Raw genomic sequence first — 20,423 nt, forward strand, 5'->3', positions numbered from 1 at the left:
GTGGTGGACTGCACCGGTCAGGGCCTGCGGGTCGCCGAGTCCCGTGACCCCCTGCTGTCCTGCCTGGTCTCCTCCGGGACTGCCCTGCCCGGCCCGCTCGGCATCGGACTCGCCACCACCGCCGAGGGGCGGCTGCGGGCCCGGGACGGGGCCGTCGTACCGCTGTGGACGCTGGGCGCGCACCGGCGCGGCGACCTCTGGGAGAGCACCGCCGTACCCGAAATCCGGGAGCAGGCCGCCGCATTGGCGCGGACTCTGCTGAAGTCACGTTCGACGCCCGGACGTTCGATTCCGCGTGCCGAGCGCGTGCGCCCGGTGCCGGTGCCCGCCCGGCCGGGGGCCACGGTGTGGCTGACCGGACAGCCCGGCGCGGGCACGAGTGGCATCGCCGCCGAACTGGCCGCGCGGATACGGGCCGAGGGCCACCGGGCGGAGGTCCTGGACGGCGACGAGATCGGCGCGGGCCCCCCGGCGGGGCCCGGCTCCTCCCGCGCGGACCGGGACGCGCGGGTGCGGCGGGTCGGCATGGTCGCCGAGGTGCTCGCGCGCAACGGCGTCATCGTCCTGGTGCCGGACCGCGCGCCCGGTCGCGACGCACGGGACGGCGTCCGGCTGCGTCACGACCTCGCCCGCGTCCCGTACCTGGAGGTCCATGTCGCGGCGCCCGTGGCGGCCCGCGCCGCCCGGGAGGCCGGTGGCCTCCCCACCCGGAGGGCGGCGGGCGCACCGGCCGGCGCGGCGGGCGTGACCGGCGTGGCCGACGACCCGTACGAGCCGCCGGACTGCCCGGAACTGCGGCTGGAGACCCACCGGCGGACCCCCGCCGAGTCGGCGGACGCGGTCCACGCCCTGCTCACCGAACGCGGGCTGCTCTGAGGAGCCGCGGCACGCGTTCCGCGGGCGCCCCGCGAGGGGCGCCGGACGCGACCCCGCCCTCGGCCGGACGTCACATACCGGCCAGCGATCGTGGCATATACCGGCCGAAAGATTGACAAGCCATAACTCACCTGTTTTTCCCTGCGTTTACCTTCACGCGGGCGAGCGCCCGCGATCAAGTCTGGAAGGCAGGGAACCTATGAAACGGGTTACCCGAAACGGTGTGATCGCCCTCGCGGCCGCCTCGGGCGCGATGGCTCTGGCCGGGACGGCGTACGCCGACTCCGCTGCGGACGGGGCAGCGGTCGGCTCGCCCGGGCTGATCTCCGGCAACGGGATCCAGCTTCCGGTGCACGTCCCGGTGAACGTGTGCGGGAACACCGTGAACGTGGTGGGTCTCCTCAACCCCGCGATGGGCAACGGCTGCGCCAACAGGGGCGGTACGGCCACCAAGGGCCACGAGGGCGGCTCCACGACGGGGGGCGGGGCCACGGCCGCCGGAGTGGAGAAGGGCTCGCCGGGCGTCGTCTCCGGCAACGGCATCCAGTTGCCGGTCGACCTGCCGGTCAACGTCAGCGGCAACACCGTGGACGTCGTGGGGATCGGCAACCCCGTCTTCGGGAACCACTCCGAGAACACGTCGAGCACCCACTCCACCCCGCCCGTCACGCCGCCGCGGAGCACCCCTCCGGTGCACTCCGAGCCCCCGGCCCGCCCCCAGGCGCCCTCGGTGCCGGAGCCCGCGCCGTCCGTGGCCGTGCACCAGCCGCCGGGCATGCTCGCGCACACCGGCGCCGACGGCACCCTCACGGCCGCCGTCGCCGGCGCCGCGTCCCTGATCGGTGGCGCGGCCCTGTACCGGCGCTTCCGCCCCGGCGCCTCGCGCTGATCGGGCACCATCGCACAGCGGGAAGGCCCCGTGGGACACGTCCCACGGGGCCTTCCCGTCCGTCGTCGGGGAGGATCAGAGTGCGGCCCGACTGCCTGGGCGGGACACCGCGAGGAACGCCACGAAGGCGACGATCGCCACGGTCCACGACAGCGTGACCGGGCCCAGCCCCCAGCCGAGGCCGCCGCGGCCCGTCGGCACGGCCATCCAGTCGGCGAGCGAGGCGCCCAGCGGGCGGGTGATGACGTACGCGGTCCAGAAGGCCGCCACCGCGCCGAGGACACCACCGCGGTGGGCGACGGCCGGGACGCAGATGGCCACCGCGAACAGGACCACCGAGCCCAGGTACCGCAGGCCGATGCTCGCCGTGAGGTCACCGGCCGCGGTGCCCAGGGCGAAGGTGGCGAGCACGGCCGCCCAGTAGAAGCACTCGCGGCGGCGGGTGCGCACGGTGTGGATCGACAGGGTCCGCTCGGTGGCGTACCAGAGCGCGAAGACGGCGGCCAGGGCGACGAGGAAGAGCGGGGTGGACACGGTGTACGGCACGCCGAGGCCCACGTGGAGCACGTCCGCGGCCATGGTGCCGAACACGCTGACCATGACGATGGCCGTCCAGTAGATCCAGGCCACGTACCGGCGGACGGCGAACTGGAGCACGAGCGCGGCGACGAAGGCGACGCCGCCGAGACCGACCGCGGGGATCGGGCCCAGCACTCGTGCCAGGAGGTCGGAGGCGGTCTCGCCCATGCCGGTGGTGAGGACCTTGACGATCCAGAAGTAGACGGTGACCTCCGGCACTTTGCTCGCGCTCTCGCGTATGCGCGCGCGTGCGTGCCCGGCGGGCCGCCGGTCGAGGACGTGCTCTGTGCTCATGCCCCGCACCTTCGCACGCGCGCCCGCCCGGCCCCCAGCCCCCTTTGCCATTGTTTTGGGGCTTCTGGTGCAGCCGTTGCCCCAGCGCCCCGCGAACCTGAACACAACCTGAAAGCGTCACTGAAACCCCTGGTCAGGGGGGTGCGCGCCGGGTGAGGATCGTCGGTTCAGCCGTCGGCCGGGCCCTGCTCCGGGGCCGGCGCGCCGAAGGTCAGGCCGGAGAAGTCGCGCCCCTGGAACACCGGCGCCGAGAACGAGCCCCCGGAGATGGAGTTGTCGACGTTCCCCGACTCCAGGGTGATGCGCCGGGCGGACTCGCTCCACCGCCGCAGCAGCTCCCCGAACTCCGCGTCGGCGTCGGCGCGCACGGCGAGCGCGGTGCCGAGCGCCCGCGCCGCCGCCGGATCGCGCGGGTCCTCGGCCAGCCGGGCCAGCTCCGCCTCCGCCGAGGCGCCCGTTACGGCTTCCGGAGCACCGGCCCGCCGCAGCGGACGGCGCACGAGCTCACCGAGGGCCGCCCACGCCTGCCGGCCCAACTCCCCGCCGGCGCCCCCCGCCAACGCCGTCAGCAACCCCACCGACACCGGATCCATGCGCAACGCCTCCCCGTACCGTCCGCTCGTCCCCTTCACTGTGCGGGGAGGTGGCGCCACCCACAAGAGCACGCGGGGGTGGCCGAATCGGCCGCCATGTTGACGGCGCGTCGAATGCCCGGCGCCGTGATAGGGGTAAGGCTGGGTGACAGGTGAATATGACAAAGCACGGGGGAGAAGTGGATGGGAGCGACCGGGGACGGCGGCCGGGACAGCGGAGTCAGCAACAGCATCTCGGGCTCGGCACGCTTTTACGCGCCCACCGTCCAGGCGCGCGACGTCAGCGGCGGCGTCCATGTGCACATGGCCGCCGAACACTCCCCGCCGGTTCCCCGGCAACTCCTGCCCGTGCCACACCACTTCACGGACCGCACCGACGAGGTCGCCGCGCTCGACGACCTGCTGGCCGGGCGGGAGGACCCCGACACCGGCCCTTCGCTGATCGTGGTCACCGGCCCCGCGGGCATCGGCAAGACCGCCCTGGTCTCCCGCTGGCTGCACACCCACGAAGCCACCTTCCCCGACGGCCAGTTGTACGCCGACCTGTCCGGCCACGCCGCCGGGGGGCCGGCCGACCCGGCCGAGGTCCTCGGACAGTTCCTGCGGTCGCTCGGCATCGCCTCCCCGCCCGTCGGACTGGCCGAGCAGTCCTCGCTGTGGCGGTCGGTCACGGCCGGACGGCGGCTCGCCGTCATGCTGGACAGCGCCTTCACCGCGGCACAGATCCGGCCGTTGCTGCCGGGCGGCTCCGGCGCCCTCGTGGTGGTCACCAGCAGACAGCGGCTCACCGGACTGCGCCTGGACGGCGCGGCGTTCTTCCGGCTGGACGCGCTCGGCCCGGACGCCGGCCTGGAACTGCTCACCCGTGGCGTCGGCGAGGAACGCGTGGCGGGTGAACGCTCCGCCGTGCGACAGGTGGTGGAGCTGTGCGCCGGCGTCCCCCTGGCGGTGTGCCTGGCGGCGGCGCGCCTCGCCTCGCGGCCCCGGCAGCCCATCGCCGCACTCGCCGACTCCCTCGTCCCGGACGCCGACCGTCTGGCCGCACTGGAAGTGGAAGGAGAGATCACGGTGAGCAAAGCCCTCGACGCGTCGTACGCGGTGCTCCACCCGCCGGCCGCCCGCCTCTACCGCACGCTGGGCATCCTGCCCCTGCCCACCTTCGACACCCGCACGGCGGCCGTCGGCTGCGCCGAGGACGAGCCGTGGGCCGAACGCCGCATCGACGAGCTCATCGAGGCCAACCTGGTCGAGGACATCGGTCCCGACACCTTCCGCTTCCACGACCTCGTCCGGGTGCACGCCCGGTCCTGCGCCGAGGCCCACGACGGGGACGACGGCCGCGCCGAGGCGCTGCGTCGGGTGGCCGACTGGTACCTGCACACGGCCACCGCCGCCGAACAGCTCATCACACCCGCCCAGTTCACCCTTCCGCGGACCTACGCGCACCGGCCGCAGCCGCCCGCACCGTTCGACGCGGAGAAGGGCGCACTGGACTGGCTCGACGCCCACCGCAACCACCTCATGGCCATGCTGCGCACCGCCGCGGACCGGGGCTGGCACGCCACCGCCTGGCAACTGACGGACGCCATGTGGCCGTTGTTCCTCCGGCTGCGCTACTACGACCTGTGGGCCGAGGCGCACACCATCGGCCTGGCCGCGGCCCGCGCCGACGGGCACACCGAGGCCGAGCGCCAGATGCTCAACTCCGGAGCCATCGGCCTGTCCGCCGCCGGCCGCACCGACGAGGCCGCCGACTGGTACGACCAGTCCCTGCGCGCCGCCCGCGAGGCCGGCGACATCCGCGACGAGGGCCAGGCGCACCTCGGGCTCGGCGGCTGCCATCTCGCCGGGGGCCGTACCGAGGAGGCGCTGCGGCACCTCGGCCTCGCGGTGCGCGCCTGGGAGGAGTGCGGTTACCGCCGCGGTGTGGCGCTCGCGTACATCTCGCTCGGCGAGATCGCCCTGCGGCAGCGGGAACCCGAGCGGGCGCTCCCGCTCTTCGCGCGGGCCCGGCGGATCCTCACCGAGGTGGCCGACCCGCACGACGCGACCCGGGCCCTGGCCTTCCTCGGCCGGGCCCATGCCCAGGGCGGTGAACACGCCCTGGGCATGGGGGAGATGCGCGAGGCGCTGGCGGCGTTCAGCGCCTCGGGCGCCCTCCACTGGCAGGCCCGCACACTGGAGATGCTGGGGCACAGCGCCCGGGAGCACGGCGACGAGGAGGAGGCCCGCGACCATCTCGCGCAGGCCCGCTCCCGCTACGAACTCACCAGCCCCGCCGACGCGCGCCGCCTGGACTGAGGTCGCAGAGGCCGCACGTACGCCAACTCGGCGAATGAGCCGCCCCGGACCAGCCACGCGTGCAGACACGACGCCAACAGCGGCCGGTCCGGGCCGACCCCCCGGGCCACCGGTGTCGGCCCGCCGTCGCGCCCGGCGCCCGCCAGGGCCAGCCAGCCCCCGCCGGTCACGGGCGCCGAGGCCAGCGCGCACCCCGGATACCGCGCCGACACCTCGGCCAGCCAGCGCGCCGCCATGTCCCGGGGCCGCGGCCGCACCGTGTACAGCACATCGGCGCACGCCGGACGGCGGATTCCGGTGAGGGTCTCGGCGTCCACGGCGTAGTGCTCGTCCGCCTCGCCCCGTTCCGGGCGCGTCCCGGGCCGCACCCGAGCGGCCTCGGCGACCACCTCCGTACCGGCCGTCCCCATGCGCAACCGCAGCACCGGACCCGGCCACGCGGCGGGGAGCCACCGCACCTCGCCCGCGGGCGTCAGCCGTACCGAGACCAGGCCGCTCACACCGCCACCTCCTGCCCCGCCGCGGGCCGGGAGGCCAGCGGTGGCGGCACCGGCAGCGGGGCGGTGACCGGCGCGTGGGCGGGCTGGCCGAGCCCGAGGGTGCGGTACAGCAGCCGCCGCATGTTGCGGTGGAAGCACCCCGGTTGCGAGGTGATGCGCGCGCTGATCGCCGCGTACTCCTCCCGCCGGTACTCGGCCGCCGCGTAACGGAGTTGGTCGACCAGCGGATGCACCGGGGACAGGGCGGGTGCCGTCAGGGCGAGCGCGGCGGCGGGGGAGGCGGGGTTGATGTCCTGCGCCGGTGAGGACGCGAGCAGGATCGGGGCCGGGGTGAGCGTCCCGTACAGGGTGACCGAGCCGTGGTCCCCGATGATCCAGTCGGCGGCGATCAGCACACTGCGCCAGTCCTCCTCCGGCGGCAGCAGGCAGATGCCGAGCCGGGCGCAGTGCCTCAGCCAGCTTCTGACCTGCCAGGCGCCATGCCCGGACCACACGTTCGGGTGGGCCAGCACGACACAGCGGTACTCGTCGCCGGGCAGTTCGGAAAGCAGCCGGGGCAGCAGCGCCTCGAACCGGGCGAACGCCGAACGGGCACCCCAGGTGGAGGAGACGACCACCAGTTTCTCGCCGTCCCGCAGCCCGAGGGCCTCCCGGTAGCGGCCGCGCAGCGGCAGGCTGACGGACATCCGGTCGTACACCGGGTCCCCGACCACCCGGGCGAGCGGCACCGCCTCGGGGCAGTTGCGCGCCAGCTCAGGGAGGTCGGCGTGGTGCGGCAGCACGATCGCGGCGGGCAGCCTCCCGCCGGGGGCGACGTCCTGCCGGCGCAGCCCGGCCACCCCGGGCTCGGCGGGCGCCGTGACGACCTTGAGGTAGGCGGCCCCGTGCGGCAGCGTGATCAGCGGCGCCCGGAGCCGTTCCACGCCCTTCGGGCCGGCCGCGACGGCCACGTCGAAGGGCATCCGCACGGCCTCCTCCCACGGCAGCACCGCGCAGCCCAGCCGGTGCAGGAACCGCGGCACCTCGTCGCCGAAGACGTGCGGCGGCGCGGTGAACGCCACCTGGACACGGAAGTCGTCGTCCACCAGCGACAGGATGTCGACCAGTCGTTTCGCATAGGTGATGGTGTGCGCGACGGTCAGGACCGTCTTGCGCCCGAGCAGTGTGCGCCATTCCCGGCCGGTGGCCGACGGATCGGCCTGTGAACCCAACGCCGACACGGTGTACCCCCCGATGTCTCTCGCGAGTGCCCTGCGGGCCCTTGTCCAGGGCTCTGCCCGGACCGGCGGACGGAAGGCTTGCCGACGCCTTGCAGAAACCTTGCGGGGGCGGGGAGCGGGGTGCCGGACCGGGTGGGCGGTCCGGCACCAGTGGTGTCAGAACGCCAGGCCCACGTGGGCCAGCGCCTGCTTCAGCAGCACGCCGTGGCCACCCGGCATCTCGTTCTGCACGGCGGCCGACGCGGCCTCCTGGGGACTGAACCACACCAGGTCCAGGGCGTCCTGACGCGGACGGCAGTCACCGGTGACCGGGACCACGTAGGCGAGGGACACCGCGTGCTGGCGCGGGTCGTGGTACGGCGTGATGCCCGCCGTCGGGAAGTACTCGGCGACCGTGAACGGCTGGAGCGAGGCGGGCACCCGGGGCAGGGCCACCGGACCGAGGTCCTTCTCCAGATGGCGCAGCAGCGCGTCACGGACCCGCTCGTGGTGCAGCACCCGGCCGGAGACCAGGGTCCGGCTGACCGTACCGTCCGGGCCGATGCGCAACAGCAGCCCGATGCTGGTGACTTCGCCGCTGTCGTCCACCCGCACGGGCACGGCCTCGACGTACAGGATCGGCATCCGGGCCCTGGCCATCTCCAGCTCGTCCGTGGTCAGCCAGCCGGGCGTGGTCTCGGTCATGTCAGACATTGCTTGATCATACTTTCCGGGTGGGGCGGCCGCGGGGATCGCGGACCGGTTCGGACACGGGTGGTCCATAGATCCTGCGGGCGTTGTCGCGGCCCGTCCAGGACGCGATCCGCAGGGCGTCGGCGAGGGCCAACTCGTCGGCGTCCACCCGGCTTTGCAGCAGCTCGGCCAGGCCCAGGCGGAAGCAGAGCGCGCCCAGGTGGTGGAACTCGGCCACCCCGTACGCGTCGGAGCTGTACAGCAGTTTGCGGAACGGGGTGATCTCCAGGGCCTCCGCCAGCACCGCCCGCGCCCGCGCCGGGCCGGTGTGGTGCAGGGCCAGCCCCACGTCCAGGTACACCCGCTCGAACACCGCGGCCAGATAGGCGGCTTGACGCTGGTACGGCCAGCAGTGCAGCAGCAGGACGGGGATGGTGCCGGCGACGCGGTGCAGCCAGTCGGTGAGCAGCGCGGGATCCGCCCGGTGGAGCCGTACGTCCGCGTCGCCGAACCCGGTGTGCAGTTGCAGGGGCAGCCCCAGGTCGACGGCGGTCCACAGCAGGTGGCGCACCAGGACCGGGTCCGTCAGCCGGCCGCCGCCCGCGGCGAGCCAGCGGCCGGCGGCGACGGTCACCTCCGCGTCCGCGGGCCGCCGGGGATCGAGGGCGAACCCGGTGCGGTAGGCGGCGACCGACTTCACCGCCACCACCCCCGGCCGCCGCACCGCCTCCTCGGCCGCCGCGCGGAGCACGGCCGCGTACTCGCCGGCCTCCACGCCCCGCGCGGCCACCGTCTCCGCGAGCTGCTCCAGCCGAACCACCTCGCACGCCACCGCGCCCGCCGCGCGGGCCAGTTCGGCGGGGGAGGTGATCGGGTGCGGGGCGTAGCCGGTGTCCACGCAGAACGTCCCGACCCCCGCGGCGGACAGGAACCGCCGGTTCACCTCCCGCGCGCCCAGCTCCGCGCGCCGGGCCACGTACTCGTCCGGCGGCGCGTGCCGGGGGAGGTCCAGCAGGGGCGCCGAGTGCCGTCGTACGGCGATGCCCACCGGGCTGTCGAAGGGCGAGACGCCGGGCCAGGCCTCGCCCTCGGTGAGCAGGGACTCGAACGCGTGGAAGGCGAGATCGACGGTCACCGCGCCATGGCAGTGGTGGTCCACCAACTCCAGCTCGGCCAGGGCCTCGTGGACCGGCCCGGTGGGCGCCATGCTCAGTACGTCCAGCGGTAGGCCGCCGCCACCTGAGCGTCGTCCAGGCCCTCGACGGCCGCCGCCTCGCCGAGCCGCACGGCGCTCACCGCGTCCGCGAGGACCGGGCCGAGCGCGGACCGCAGCACCTCGTCGCCGCGGAACTCCCGCACCGCCTCGGGCAGCGACGCGGGCAGCCGCCGTACCTCGAGCGCCGCCGCCTCGTCCGCGCCGTAGCGGGCCGGGTCACCGGTGATCTCCTCGGGGAGCCGCAGACCGGCCGCGAGCCCGTCGAGTCCGGCGGCGAGCAGACAGCCGAGCGCCAGATGCGGGTTGGCGGCCAGGTCGACCGGCTTCACCTCCAGGTTGGCGTCCTGGTGCCGGCGGCCCGTGGTGCCGGTGACCAGGCGCAGCGCCGCCTCCCGGGTCTCGCGCCCCCACGCCGTGAACACCCCCGCCCACCGGGAGGGGCGCAGCCTCAGATAGCTGGCCGGGCTGGGCGCGGTGACCGCCGTCAGCGCGGGCAGCCGGGCGAGGATGCCGGCCGCGAAGGACTCCGCGTCGGGCGTCAGGCCGTACCGGCGCTCGCCGCCCGCGTGCAGGTTCGCCCCGTCGCGCCAGCAGGACAGGTGCACATGGCCGCCGTTGCCGACGCCCCCGGCGAGGACCGCCGGGGAGAACGACACCCGCAGTCCGTGCCGCCCGGCCACCGCCCGGATCGTCTGCCGCACCAGCACGCTGCGGTCGGCCGCCGCCACCGGGTCCAGCGCGCCCGTGGACACCTCGAACTGCCCGGCCGCGTACTCGGGATGGACCTGTTCGACGTCCACGTCCTGGGCGGCGAGCGCGGCCAGCAGATCGGCGAGGTAGTCGCTCAGCTCCACCTGCCGGATCGCGCCGTACGCCGGTCCGGACACCGCCGGCACGAACTCCCCGGCGGGCGCCGAGCCGAGCCCGACCGCCCACTCGACCTCGATCGCCGCCTTGAAGCCGAGCCCGTGCCGCTCGGCCGCCTGGGCGACGGTACGGCGCAGGAAGGTGCGGGCGCAGCCGGGGTGCCGGTCGCCCTCCTGGGTGATCCGGTCCACCGGCGCCCACGCCCAGCCGGGCTGCCCGGCCAGCACCACCAGGTGGTCGAGGTCCGGGTAGAGCCGCAGGTCGCCGTCGGGGGAGCCGAGGACGTCGGTGGTGACGATCGAGTCGTCGGCGAGGAAGGTGTCGAACACCGGGGACATCCCGACGCCCCAGGAGACGGCGGCCTCCAGCCGGGCCGTCGGGATCGTCTTCACCCGGGTGACGCCGGCCGTGTCCACATAGGCCAGGACGATGCCGCGCACCCCCTGGGCGGCGAGGGCGGCGGTGAGCGGGGCGACCCGGCACAGATCGGCGGGGCGCCCGCCGGGCACGGGGTCGGCAAGCGTGGTCATGCGTCTCCTCCGCGGGCTCGGCCCGGTAGGCGCGTCAGGGTTTCACGGCGACCGCGCCGAGCTGCGGCACGGCTTCGGCGCCCGGCCCGGCGCGCCACTGCGAGCAGGGCACGAGTCCCGGCTCCACCACGTCGAGGCCGTCCAGGAGGGAGGCGATCTCGGCGCGGCCGCGGGCGGTGATCGGCGGGGTGGCGTGGGCGTTCCAGAACTCCATCGCGGCGACGTTGCCCTCGCCGCCCGCCCCGGGGTCGGTGGTGGGGTGGGTGAGCACCAGATGGCTGCCGGAGGGCAGCGCCGCCATCAGCCGCCGCACGATGTCCCGGGCCTCGTCGGCGTCCAGGACGAAGTTCAGGATGCCCAGCATCATCAGCGCGACCGGCCGGTCCAGGTCCAGGGTGTCGGCGGCGCGCCGCAGGATGGCGTCCGGGTCGTGCACATCGGCGTCCACGTAGTCCGTGACGCCCTCGGGGGAGCTGGTCAGCAGCGAGCGGGCGTGCACCAGCACGATGGGGTCGTTGTCGACGTACACCACCCGCGACTCGGGGGCGATGCGCTGGGCGATCTCGTGGGTGTTCTCCACGGTGGGCAGACCGGTGCCCACGTCCAGGAACTGCCGTATGCCCTGCTCGGCGGTGACGAACCGCACCGCCCGCGCCAGGAACTCCCGGTCCGCGCGGGCCACTTCCCGGATCACCGGGAACATCCCGGCGACCTGGTCGCCGACCCGCTGGTCCACCTCGTAGTGGTCCTTGCCGCCGATCCAGTAGTTCCACACCCGGGCGTTGTGCGCCACGGAGGTGTCCAGTCTCGCCGGTCCGGTCGTCAACGCGTCACCGTCGGTCACGTCACTCGCCCTTCTTCCGTGCGGATGGCCCGCCGTCATTGTGCCGTCCGGTGATCGCCCTGTCCCGGGATCCGCGCACGGTCGGCGGTTCGGGGCGGCCGGGGGACGTTCCGCCCCATGAGGGACACTGGGTGGGTACCCTGACCCCCGCCCGGAAGCAGGCCATGCCCGTCACGCCCGCCACCCTCCTCGACACCCCCGCGCTGCCCGCCGGTCCCGTGGACATCCGCCTCGTCGTCACCGACATGGACGGAACCCTGCTGGACGACGCCAAGCGGATACCGGACGGCCTGTGGCCGATGCTCGACGAACTGCGCCGGCGCGGGGTGCTGTTCAGCCCGGCGAGCGGGCGCCAGTACGCCACGCTCGCACGACAGTTCGAGGATGTCGCCGACGGCATGGTGTTCATCGCGGAGAACGGCACCTATGTGGTGCGCGACGGCGCCGAGCTGAGTTCGGATCCGCTGGACCGCTCCATCGCGGCCGGGGTCGCCCGGGCGGTACGGCGGCTCGGTGCGGACGGCGGCGACGCGGGCGCCGTGGTCTGCGGCAAGCGGGCCGCGTACGTGGAGCGGACCGACGAGGCGTTCCTGGCGGAGGTGCGCCGCTACTACGTCGAGCACCGCGTCGTCGACGACGTCACCGCGGTGGACGACGAGTTCATCAAGGTCGCCGTCTTCGACTTCGGCTCCGCCGAACGCTCCACCGCCCCCGCGCTCGCCCCCTTCGCGGACACCCACCAGGTCGTCGTCTCCGGCGAGCACTGGGTGGACGTGATGAACCGCACCGCCAACAAGGGCACCGCCCTGCGGGGCCTCCAGCACGCCCTCGGCATCACCCCGGCCCAGACCATGGTCTTCGGCGACTACCTCAACGACCTCGAGATGCTCGACGCCGCCGACTGGTCCTTCGCCATGTCCAACGCCCACCCGGAGGTCATCCGCCGGGCCCGCCACCTGGCGCCGTCGAACAACGACAACGGGGTGCTGCGGACGATCGCCCGGGTGCTGGGACTGTAAAAGCGGCCTGCGCGGGCGTCCACGGACCGCCCGTGGGGTCACGACGCCCGTTGCAGGCAGTCCTCCGCCACGCCCTTGTCGAGTGCCGCCCGTACCAACGCGGCGGCGAGGACGGCGGGTTCGGTGTCCCCCGCCAGTTCGGTCAGCTCGGCGGGGTCCTTCGGCAGGCCGAGGCGCTCGGCGCCGGAGAGGGCCTTGCCGTCCAGGTAGGGGCCCAGCTCCGGCCAGACGCGCTGGGCCTCGCGCAGGAAGATGTCGGCGCCGGCCGGGCCGATGCCGGGCTCCTCCTGGAGCAGCCGCTTCAGCTCCCCGGTGTCGCCGTGCGCCTCCTCGCGCAGCCGGCGCAGATCGCCGCCCCAGCGCTCGTCCAGCAGCTCGGCGCCGTCCCCGAGCTGGGTCGCCGTGCGCTCGTCGTAGCGCCGGTAGCCGCCCCGGCCCAGCGCGTCGACCCGCTGCTGCCAGTCCGCGGCGGCCATCCGGCGCGGACTGTCCAGCCGGTCCTCGTGCAGGGCGCGGGCGGCGGCCACCGCCACCGAGGCCCGGATCCTGGCGCTGAGCAGGAGCGACAGCACCAGCAGCCGGTACAGCGGCTGCGGGGTGTCGGCGAGCCGGATGCCCGCCTCCTCGGCGTAGGTCCGCCCGTACGCGGACACCAGCTCCCGCACCACCCGCTCGTCGCGGTTCACGGCCCCGGCTTCAGCGGGTCGTGGCCCAGCGTCATCAGCCGGTGCCTGCGGCGGGTGTCCTCCGGCGCCAGCTCGGGCTCCGGCTCGTTCTCCATGTCCACCAGGTCACCGACGGTGTCGACGACCTCGTACATCACCCGGACGTCGTCCTCGGTGAGGTCGGTGCGGCGTTTCTGGAGGATCGCGAGGACGTGCCGCCCGGTCTCGGTGCCGGCCGCGTCGGGCAGCGGCTCCGCCGCTTCCTCGGCGTCGCGGACCCTGAGCCAGGCCGCGAGTTCCGCCGAGGTCATGTTGACCACGCGGTGGAAGTCCTGCCACAGCGCCTCGGTCTCCAGGGCGTCGGCCATGGGGCTCCCCTTCCGTACGAGAAGTGTCGATGGCGAGGCCGAGTCAGCGCGGGTGGTTCTCCGCCTCGAACATCCAGCGCTCCTTCTCCAGATCGGCGGTGATGCCGATCAGCAGGTCCTGGGTCACCGGGTCCGCCTTCTCGGTCGCCGCGATCCGCTCGCGCAGCCGGCCGATGGCCGCCTCCAGCGCCGAGACCATCAGCTCCACCACCTCGGTGTCGCGCAGCCAGCCTTCCTTCGCGCCGGGCAGCGCGAACGTGGCCGCGATCGTCTCGGGCCGGCCGTCCGGCGGCACGCCCAGCGCGGCGGCACGCTCGGCGACCGTGTCGGAGTGGGTGCGCGCCGTCGCGACCACCTCGTCCAGCTGGAGGTGGATCGAGCGGAACCGGGGGCCGACGATGTTCCAGTGCGCCTGCTTACCGATCAGCGACAGGCCGAGCAGATCGACCAGGGTGTCCTGGAGCGCGGTCCCGGTGACCCCGAGCGCCTTCTCGGACAGCGTGCTCTTCACCACGGTCATGGTGCCTGCGTCCCCTTTCGTCAGCGTCGTACGGCTTTCGAATCCTCCGTACGATCTCGTCCGCAAGGGCGGGTGCCCAGCGTCGGGGCGCGCAAACAGCCCAGCTCAGCGGGGCAGTACCCGGTCCAGGAAGCGGACGGTCTCGGCGAAGGCCTCGTCCTTCACCGTCTCGTGGAACACCTCGTGCCGCGCCCCGGGGAAGATCCGCTCGGTCAGGTCGCCGCCGCCGAGCCGCTCGACGCCGATCCGGCTGCCGGGCAGCGGCACCAGCCGGTCGTCGTCCCCGTGCAGCCACAGCAGCGGCAGCCCGGGCACGGCACCGCCCTCGGCGACGGCGTCCAGGGCCCGGACGAACGCCCGGAGGGTGGGCCGCTTCATCGGGCCGTGCCAGACCAGCGGATCGGCGGCGTACGCGGCGCCCACCGCCGGGTCCCGGGAGAGCGCGGACGGGCTGACCGGAGTGTCCGGGATCCGCGGCAGCGCCAGCAGCCGTCCCGGCAGCTCCCAGGCGCCGATCACCGGACCGGACAGGATCAGCGCGCGCAGTCGCGCGCCGTACCGCTGGGCGTAGCGGGCCGCGATCAGCCCGCCCATGGAGTGGCCGACCAGCACCAGGGGCAGTCCCGGACGGGCGGCCTCGGCCAGCTCGGCCACCGCGTGCAGATCGGTGACCACGTCCTCGAAGTCCTCGATCAACACCCGCTCGCCGGCCGACCGGCCGTGCCCCATGTGGTCGGGCACGTACACCGCGCCACCGTGCCCGGTGAGCACCGCCGCGAGCGCGTCGTAGCGGCCCGCGTGCTCCCCGTACCCGTGCGCCAGCAGGACGAGGAAACGCGGTGCGGGATGGGGCCACTCACGGACGGCCAGCTCCCCACGGGTGCCGTCGAGGGTGTGCGCGCGGACGTGGGGCATCTCTCCTCCTGCGGCCTCGGTACCTCTTCGGAGGATCTTCCCAGGGGTCCGTCCCTGGGTCTATAGTCCAAAACTAGCAGTGCTAATTAAGTGTTGTCCCGGTCCGTGCTGATCCACAGCGTCGTAGGTCAGGAGTCGAACCCGTGCGTCCCGTCCACTTCGCGGCCGCCCGCCGCACCCCCATCGGCAAGCTGCGCGGAGCCCTGTCGTCGGTGCGGCCCGACGACCTCGCCGCGACCGTGATCCGCCACCTGGTCGCCGAGGTGCCCGCGCTCGACCCCGCCCGCATCGACGACGTCTACTGGGGCGCGGCCAACCAGGCGGGCGAGGACAACCGCAACGTCGCCCGGATGGCCGTCCTGCTCGCCGGGCTGCCCGACTCCGTGCCCGGCGCCACCGTCAACCGGCTGTGCGCCTCCGGCCTCGAAGCCGTCACCGCCGCCGCGCGCACCATCGCGGCGGGCGAGGCCGACATCGTGATCGCCGGCGGCTCCGAGTCGATGAGCCGCGCCCCCTTCGTGCTGCCGCGCCCGGACGAGGCCCTGCCGCACCGCATCGAGACCTTCGACACCCGGCTCGGCTGGCGCCTGGTCAACCCCGCCATGAAGGAGCTGCACGGACTGCTCGCCATGGGAGAGACCGCCGAGGAGGTCGCCGAGCGGCACGGCATCTCCCGTGCCCGGCAGGACGAGTTCGCGCTGCGCAGCCACCAACTCGCCGCCGCCGCCCGCAAGAACGACCACTTCGACGACGAACTCCTGCCCGTCGAACGGCCCGACGGTGTCGTCGTCGAGCAGGACGAGTGCGTCCGCGAGGACACCTCGCTGGAGAAGCTGTCCCGCCTCAAGCCGGTCTTCCGCGCGGGCGGCACGGTCACCGCGGGCAACGCCTCCCCGATGAACGACGGCGCCGCCGGTCTGCTGCTGGTGAGCGAGGAGGCCCTGGCCGAGCTGGGCCTGGAGTCCCTCGGCCGCTACGTGGCCGGCGCCTCCGCGGGTGTCCACCCCGATGTGATGGGCCTCGGCCCGGTCCCCGCCACCCGCAAGGCGCTCGCCCGGGCCGGCTGGGAGATCGGCGACCTCCAGGAGGCCGAGTTCAACGAGGCGTTCGCCGCCCAGGCCCTCGCCTGCGTCGACCAGCTCGGCGTCGACCCCGGCCTGGTCAACCCCACCGGCGGCGCCATCGCCCTCGGCCACCCCCTCGGCTGCTCGGGTGCCCGCATCCTGACCACCCTGCTGCACCGCATGCGCCGCACCGGCGCACAGCGCGGGCTCGCCACCATGTGCGTGGGCGTGGGGCAGGGCACCGCGATGCTGGTCGAGCGGGACTAGCGATCCACGTCTCCTGTCAAGGGACCGGCAAGGGACCGGTACGACCGTCGGCCCCCGGGCCGCAGCAAGGAACGGAGCAGTACCCCATGGCAACCCTGTCCGTCGCCGCCATCCTGGCCGAGAACGCCAGGCGCCGCCCCGCCAAGACCGCCCTCGTGGAAGGGGACCGGCGGCTGAGTTTCGGCGCGGCCTGGCAGACGGCGCTCGCCCAGGCGGGTGCGCTCACCGGCCTCGGCATACGGCCGGGCGACCGGGTCGCCCTCATGGCACCCAACACCGCGGAGTTCCCGCTCGCCTACTACGCGATCGCCGCGGCTGGCGGTGTCGTCGTCCCCGTGCACCTGCTGCTGTCCGCGGGCGAGGTCGAGCACGTCCTGAAGGACAGCGGGGCCTCCCTGCTCCTCGTCCACCCGGCGCAGGCCGGGACCGGGCGTGCCGCCGCCGACGCCGTCGGCGTCCGGGTGGTCACCCTGGGCGAGGAGTTCGACCGGCTCGCCGCCGAGGCCGAACCGCCGGCCTCGTACGCCACCCGGGCCGCCGACGACCCGGCGGTGATCCTCTACACCAGCGGCACCACCGGCGTGCCCAAGGGAGCGGTGCTCAGCCACTTCAACCTGGTGATGAACGCGACCGTGTGCGCCTTCGACGCCAACGACATCCGGCCCGACGACATCGCCCTCGGCGCGCTGCCCCTGTTCCACGCCTTCGGCCAGACCGTCTCGCTCAACTCCACCTGGCGGGCGGGCGCCACGCTGGTGCTGCTGCCCCGCTTCGACGCGGCCCGCGCCATCGAGCTGATGGTCAAGGAGGAGGTCAACACCTTCCAGGGCGTGCCCACCATGTTCGTCGCGCTCGCCGCCGCCGCGGCCGACGCCGAGGCGCTGCCCGCGCTGCGCGTGTGCATCTCCGGCGGGGCCTCGCTGCCCGTCGCCGTACTGGAGCGGTTCGAGGCCGCGTTCGGCGCGCGGATCTACGAGGGGTACGGGCTGTCGGAGACCTCGCCGACCGCCACCGTCAACCAGCCGGTGTTCGGCACCAAGGTCGGCACCATCGGCCACCCGCTGTGGGGCGTCGACGCGGAGATCGCTCGCGCCGACGTGGAGGGCCGGATCGAGCTGCTGCCGCCCGGCGAGCTGGGCGAGGTCGTCATCCGCGGCCACAACGTCTTCTCCGGCTACCTCGGCCGCCCGGAAGCCACCGAAGAGGCCCTGGTCGACGGCTGGTTCCGCACCGGCGACCTCGGCACCAAGGACGAGCAGGGCTTCCTCCGGATCGTCGACCGCAAGAAGGACGTCATCATCCGCGGCGGCTACAACGTCTACCCGCGCGAGGTGGAGGAGGTCCTGGTGCGGCACCCCGCCGTCGCCCAGGTCGCCGTCATCGGCCTGCCGGACGAACTGCACGGCGAGGAGGTCTGCGCGATCGTCGTCCCGGAGCCGGGCAGCGCCCCCGACGCCACCGCCCTCACCGAGTGGTCCAAGGAACACCTCGGCCGCCACAAGTACCCGCGGCGCGTGGAGTTCACCGACGAACTGCCGCTCGGCCCGAGCATGAAGGTCCTCAAGCGGGAACTGCGGGCGCGGTTCACGGACTGACGGCCGGGCCCCGGAAATCACCGACGCGGGACCGATGCGTGGACCTAGCATCGGTCTCCGCATGAACATGATGACGCTCTGGCACATATCCGGCTGGGAGTTCGCCGCCCTGGCCTTCGCCGCCCTGCTCGTCGGCTTCTCCAAGACCGCGGTGAGCGGCGCCAACACGGTCAGCCTCGCCGTCTTCGCCGCGATCCTGCCGGCCCGCGCCTCCACCGGCATCCTGCTGCCCGTCCTGATCGCCGGCGATGTGCTCGCCGTCCTCACCTACCGGCGGCACGCCCACTGGCCCACCCTGGGACGGCTGTTCCCGGCCGTCGCGGTCGGCGTGGCGGTCGGCACGCTGTTCCTGCTGTGGGCCGACGACGGGATCGTCCGGACCTCGATCGGCGCGATCCTGCTGCTGATGGCCGGGGTCACGCTGTGGCGGCGGCGCGGGGAGGACGGCGCGGCGGGGCAGGCGCCGGACACGGTGACGACCCGCTCAGGCCGGCTCAGGGCCCGCTCCTACGGCGTGCTCGGCGGGTTCACCACGATGGTCGCCAACGCGGGCGGCCCCGTGATGTCGCTGTACCTCCTCTCCGCGGGCTTCCGGAAACTGGGCTTCCTCGGCACCTCCGCGTTCTTCTTCCTGATCGTGAACGTGTCCAAGGTCCCCTTCAGCGCGGGACTCGGCCTGATCGACGGCCACTCGCTGCTCCTCGACGCCGCCCTCGTGCCCTTCGTCGTGCCCGGCGCCCTGTTCGGCAAATGGGCCGTCCACCGGATCAACCAGCGGCTCTTCGAACAACTGGTGATCGCGGCGACGGTCGTCGGCGGGGTGCAACTGCTGGTGACCTGATCCAAACGAGAGGCCCTAGGTGAGGCGGTGAGGCCCTGGCTGTATCGCCTTGGAGGTCGGGGACCTCGGTCACGCGTCCCCGAGTCCCAGCAGCGCCGGCAGGTCCGCGAAGGAGTCCACGACATGGTCGGGGGTGCCGCTCGCCCGGTCCAGCGTGTCCGGCTGGAACTTGCCGGTCCGCACCAGCACCCCGGTGAGCCCGGCCCGCTGCGCCGCGAGGACGTCCGTCTCGACGTCGTCGCCCACCATCAGCGCGTACCGTGCCGGGACGCCGAGCCGGGACAGCGCGGCCTCGAAGAAGGCCCGGGACGGCTTGCCCGTGACCTCGGCCTCGACACGGGCGGCCCGTTCGAGTCCGAGCAGGAAGGCTCCCGAGTCGAGCTGGAGGCCGGCGTCGGTGCGCCAGTACAGGTTGCGGTGCATGGCGATCAGCCGGGCGCCGCGCTGGAGGTGTCCGAAGGCCCGGTTGAGCATGGTGTAGTCGAACTCCGGGCCGGCCCCGCCGAGCAGGACCACCTCGGGATCGTCCTCCACCAGGGTGACGTCCGCGAGGTCCGCGGCGATGTCCCCGCTGTTGAGGAGCAGGCAGCGGGCGCCGGGCCAGTGTTCGGCGAGATGGGCGGCGGTGACGGCCGGCGCGGTGAGCACGTCCCGCTCGCCCACCTCGAACCCGGCCCGCGCCAGCGTCCCGGCGATGGACGCCCGGGTCCGCGACGTCGTATTGGTGACCAGGGCCACCGCCGGCCCGGCCGCCCGGACCCGGCGCAGCGCCGCCACGGCACCCGGCAGCGGGCGCCAGGACACGGTCAGCACACCGTCGATGTCGACCAGCAGGGCCCGTACCGAGGCGAGGGACCCGGCCCCGGCGGACCGTACGGACTCCTCGGACTGCATGCCTTCGACGGTAACGGCCTGACGGCCCGGCCGCCCCCCGCCACCTCGTAGGCTCGGCCCCATGTCCTCGCAGCCCACCGAACCGCGGCCCGGGCCGCCCGCCCGGCCATCGGCCCCGCGCTCCGCGCCGGGCGAGCGGCCCCGGCACGTCCTCGTCCTCGGCGGCACCGCGGAGGCCCGCCGGCTCGCGGCCGCGCTGGTGGCCCACCCCGCCGGGATCCGGGTGACGACCTCCCTGGCCGGCCGGACCACCCGGCCGGACGCGGTGGCGGGACAGACGCGGACCGGCGGCTTCGGCGGGGCCGACGGACTCGCCGACTGGCTGCGGGCCCACCAGGTGGACGCCCTGGTCGACGCCACCCATCCCTTCGCCGAGACGATCACCGCACACGCGGCCCGCGCGGCGGTGGCCACCGGGGTGCCTGCGGTCGTGCTGCGCCGCCCCGGCTGGCGGCCGGTCCCCGGCGACCGCTGGTACGACGTGCCGTCCCTGGCCGGGGCCGCCGAGGCACTGCCCGGCCTGGGCGACCGGGTGTTCCTCACCACCGGACGGCTCGGCCTCGCCGCCTTCGCGCACCTGGCGGACCACCACTTCCTGGTGCGCTCGGTGGAGCCGCCGGACCCGCCGCTGCCCCCGGACACCGAAGTGCTCCTGGCCCGCGGCCCGTTCACCCTCGCCGGCGAACGCGCCCTGCTGCGCGCCCACCGCGTCGACGTCCTGGTCACCAAGGACAGCGGCGGCGAGGCCACGGCCGCGAAGCTCACGGCCGCACGCGAACTGGGCCTGCCGGTGGTCGTCGTCCGCCGCCCGCCGCTGCCGCCGGGCGCGACGGCGGTCGCGGACGTCCCGGCCGTACTGCAGCGGCTGGGCCTTGGCCAGGAGTGAGCGGTCCG

General features: G+C 74.3%; 21 protein-coding genes. 8 read left to right on the top strand and 13 right to left on the bottom strand.

The features are described from left to right. Positions 1-315 precede the first annotated feature (315 nt). A complete protein-coding gene (locus ACSP97_RS30290; RefSeq protein ID WP_355529956.1) occupies positions 316-876 on the top strand; it encodes an adenylyl-sulfate kinase in 561 nt (186 codons plus the stop codon). A gap of 223 nt (positions 877-1,099) precedes the next feature. Continuing rightward, the gene (locus ACSP97_RS30295; protein ID WP_440555194.1) at positions 1,100-1,765 is read left to right on the top strand and encodes a chaplin family protein; all 666 of its coding nucleotides are present in this window, start codon (positions 1,100-1,102) and stop codon (positions 1,763-1,765) included. 75 nt (positions 1,766-1,840) lie between these two features. On the opposite strand, the gene ACSP97_RS30300 is transcribed toward ACSP97_RS30295, so the two are convergent. Both ACSP97_RS30300 and ACSP97_RS30305 read right to left on the bottom strand, forming a co-directional pair. Next, complete coding sequence (locus tag ACSP97_RS30300) at positions 1,841-2,638, bottom strand: COG4705 family protein (protein ID WP_440555196.1); 798 nt, start codon at positions 2,636-2,638, stop codon at positions 1,841-1,843. A gap of 167 nt (positions 2,639-2,805) precedes the next feature. Beyond that, on the bottom strand, positions 2,806-3,231 hold the full coding sequence (locus ACSP97_RS30305) for a hypothetical protein (RefSeq protein WP_355529835.1): 426 nt from the start codon (positions 3,229-3,231) through the stop codon (positions 2,806-2,808). A gap of 183 nt (positions 3,232-3,414) precedes the next feature. On the opposite strand from ACSP97_RS30305, the gene ACSP97_RS30310 reads away from it, so the two are divergent. Further along, on the top strand, positions 3,415-5,532 hold the full coding sequence (locus tag ACSP97_RS30310) for an ATP-binding protein (protein ID WP_440555198.1): 2,118 nt from the start codon (positions 3,415-3,417) through the stop codon (positions 5,530-5,532). On the opposite strand, the gene ACSP97_RS30315 is transcribed toward ACSP97_RS30310, so the two are convergent. From ACSP97_RS30315 to ACSP97_RS30340, 6 genes are all read right to left on the bottom strand, one after another. Next, positions 5,490-6,032: a hypothetical protein gene (locus ACSP97_RS30315; RefSeq protein WP_440555200.1), complete on the bottom strand. Its 543-nt coding sequence runs from the start codon at positions 6,030-6,032 to the stop codon at positions 5,490-5,492. The two genes, ACSP97_RS30310 and ACSP97_RS30315, sit on opposite strands and share 43 nt — an antisense overlap. Continuing rightward, positions 6,029-7,252 (bottom strand): hypothetical protein, encoded by a 1,224-nt coding sequence (locus ACSP97_RS30320; protein WP_440555202.1) that lies wholly within the window; start codon positions 7,250-7,252, stop codon positions 6,029-6,031. The genes ACSP97_RS30315 and ACSP97_RS30320 overlap by 4 nt, the downstream gene beginning before the upstream one ends. Positions 7,253-7,408: 156 nt before the next feature. Then, positions 7,409-7,936: an NUDIX hydrolase family protein gene (locus ACSP97_RS30325; RefSeq protein ID WP_070029604.1), complete on the bottom strand. Its 528-nt coding sequence runs from the start codon at positions 7,934-7,936 to the stop codon at positions 7,409-7,411. Between the two features lie 16 nt (positions 7,937-7,952). Then, positions 7,953-9,131: an amidohydrolase family protein gene (locus ACSP97_RS30330; RefSeq protein ID WP_440555204.1), complete on the bottom strand. Its 1,179-nt coding sequence runs from the start codon at positions 9,129-9,131 to the stop codon at positions 7,953-7,955. A 2-nt stretch (positions 9,132-9,133) separates the two neighbouring features. Next, positions 9,134-10,537 carry a glutamine synthetase gene (locus ACSP97_RS30335; RefSeq protein WP_440555206.1) on the bottom strand — a complete coding sequence of 468 codons (1,404 nt, stop codon included), beginning with the start codon at positions 10,535-10,537 and terminating at the stop codon, positions 9,134-9,136. 34 nt (positions 10,538-10,571) lie between these two features. Then, positions 10,572-11,420 (bottom strand): SAM-dependent methyltransferase, encoded by an 849-nt coding sequence (locus tag ACSP97_RS30340; RefSeq protein WP_382012916.1) that lies wholly within the window; start codon positions 11,418-11,420, stop codon positions 10,572-10,574. A 125-nt stretch (positions 11,421-11,545) separates the two neighbouring features. On the opposite strand from ACSP97_RS30340, the gene ACSP97_RS30345 reads away from it, so the two are divergent. Beyond that, positions 11,546-12,400 carry a Cof-type HAD-IIB family hydrolase gene (locus ACSP97_RS30345; protein WP_382012926.1) on the top strand — a complete coding sequence of 285 codons (855 nt, stop codon included), beginning with the start codon at positions 11,546-11,548 and terminating at the stop codon, positions 12,398-12,400. A 38-nt stretch (positions 12,401-12,438) separates the two neighbouring features. Here the strand turns inward: ACSP97_RS30345 and ACSP97_RS30350 are convergent, their stop codons facing one another. The 4 genes from ACSP97_RS30350 to ACSP97_RS30365 form a co-directional block, all read right to left on the bottom strand. Next, positions 12,439-13,086, bottom strand: coding sequence for an endonuclease (locus tag ACSP97_RS30350; RefSeq protein ID WP_355322909.1), 648 nt, complete (start codon positions 13,084-13,086; stop codon positions 12,439-12,441). Then, entirely contained in the window at positions 13,083-13,433 is a 351-nt protein-coding gene (locus ACSP97_RS30355; protein WP_355151928.1) for a DUF3140 domain-containing protein, read from the bottom strand. Before ACSP97_RS30355 ends, ACSP97_RS30350 begins: the two co-directional genes overlap by 4 nt. 43 nt (positions 13,434-13,476) lie before the next feature. Next, positions 13,477-13,953 (bottom strand): Dps family protein, encoded by a 477-nt coding sequence (locus ACSP97_RS30360; RefSeq protein ID WP_355151927.1) that lies wholly within the window; start codon positions 13,951-13,953, stop codon positions 13,477-13,479. A 105-nt stretch (positions 13,954-14,058) separates the two neighbouring features. Then, positions 14,059-14,868 carry a lysophospholipase gene (locus tag ACSP97_RS30365; protein ID WP_440555209.1) on the bottom strand — a complete coding sequence of 270 codons (810 nt, stop codon included), beginning with the start codon at positions 14,866-14,868 and terminating at the stop codon, positions 14,059-14,061. A gap of 143 nt (positions 14,869-15,011) precedes the next feature. Here ACSP97_RS30365 and ACSP97_RS30370 point away from each other — a divergent pair, with 143 nt between their 5' ends. The 3 genes from ACSP97_RS30370 (at position 15,012) to ACSP97_RS30380 (ending at position 18,635) form a co-directional block, all read left to right on the top strand. Then, the gene (locus tag ACSP97_RS30370) at positions 15,012-16,199 is read left to right on the top strand and encodes a thiolase family protein (protein ID WP_440555211.1); all 1,188 of its coding nucleotides are present in this window, start codon (positions 15,012-15,014) and stop codon (positions 16,197-16,199) included. A gap of 86 nt (positions 16,200-16,285) precedes the next feature. Then, the gene (locus tag ACSP97_RS30375) at positions 16,286-17,794 is read left to right on the top strand and encodes a long-chain-fatty-acid--CoA ligase (RefSeq protein WP_355151924.1); all 1,509 of its coding nucleotides are present in this window, start codon (positions 16,286-16,288) and stop codon (positions 17,792-17,794) included. A 61-nt stretch (positions 17,795-17,855) separates the two neighbouring features. Continuing rightward, complete coding sequence (locus tag ACSP97_RS30380; protein WP_355322915.1) at positions 17,856-18,635, top strand: sulfite exporter TauE/SafE family protein; 780 nt, start codon at positions 17,856-17,858, stop codon at positions 18,633-18,635. A 69-nt stretch (positions 18,636-18,704) separates the two neighbouring features. Here the strand turns inward: ACSP97_RS30380 and ACSP97_RS30385 are convergent, their stop codons facing one another. After that, positions 18,705-19,529, bottom strand: coding sequence for an HAD-IIA family hydrolase (locus tag ACSP97_RS30385; protein WP_355529861.1), 825 nt, complete (start codon positions 19,527-19,529; stop codon positions 18,705-18,707). Between the two features lie 61 nt (positions 19,530-19,590). Between ACSP97_RS30385 and ACSP97_RS30390 the strand changes: the two genes are divergently transcribed. Continuing rightward, entirely contained in the window at positions 19,591-20,415 is an 825-nt protein-coding gene (locus ACSP97_RS30390) for a cobalt-precorrin-6A reductase (RefSeq protein ID WP_355322919.1), read from the top strand. Positions 20,416-20,423 lie beyond the last annotated feature (8 nt).

The sequence above is a fragment of the Streptomyces sp. SCPE 10 genome, from assembly GCF_051980735.1.
Classification (GTDB): domain Bacteria; phylum Actinomycetota; class Actinomycetes; order Streptomycetales; family Streptomycetaceae; genus Streptomyces; species Streptomyces misionensis.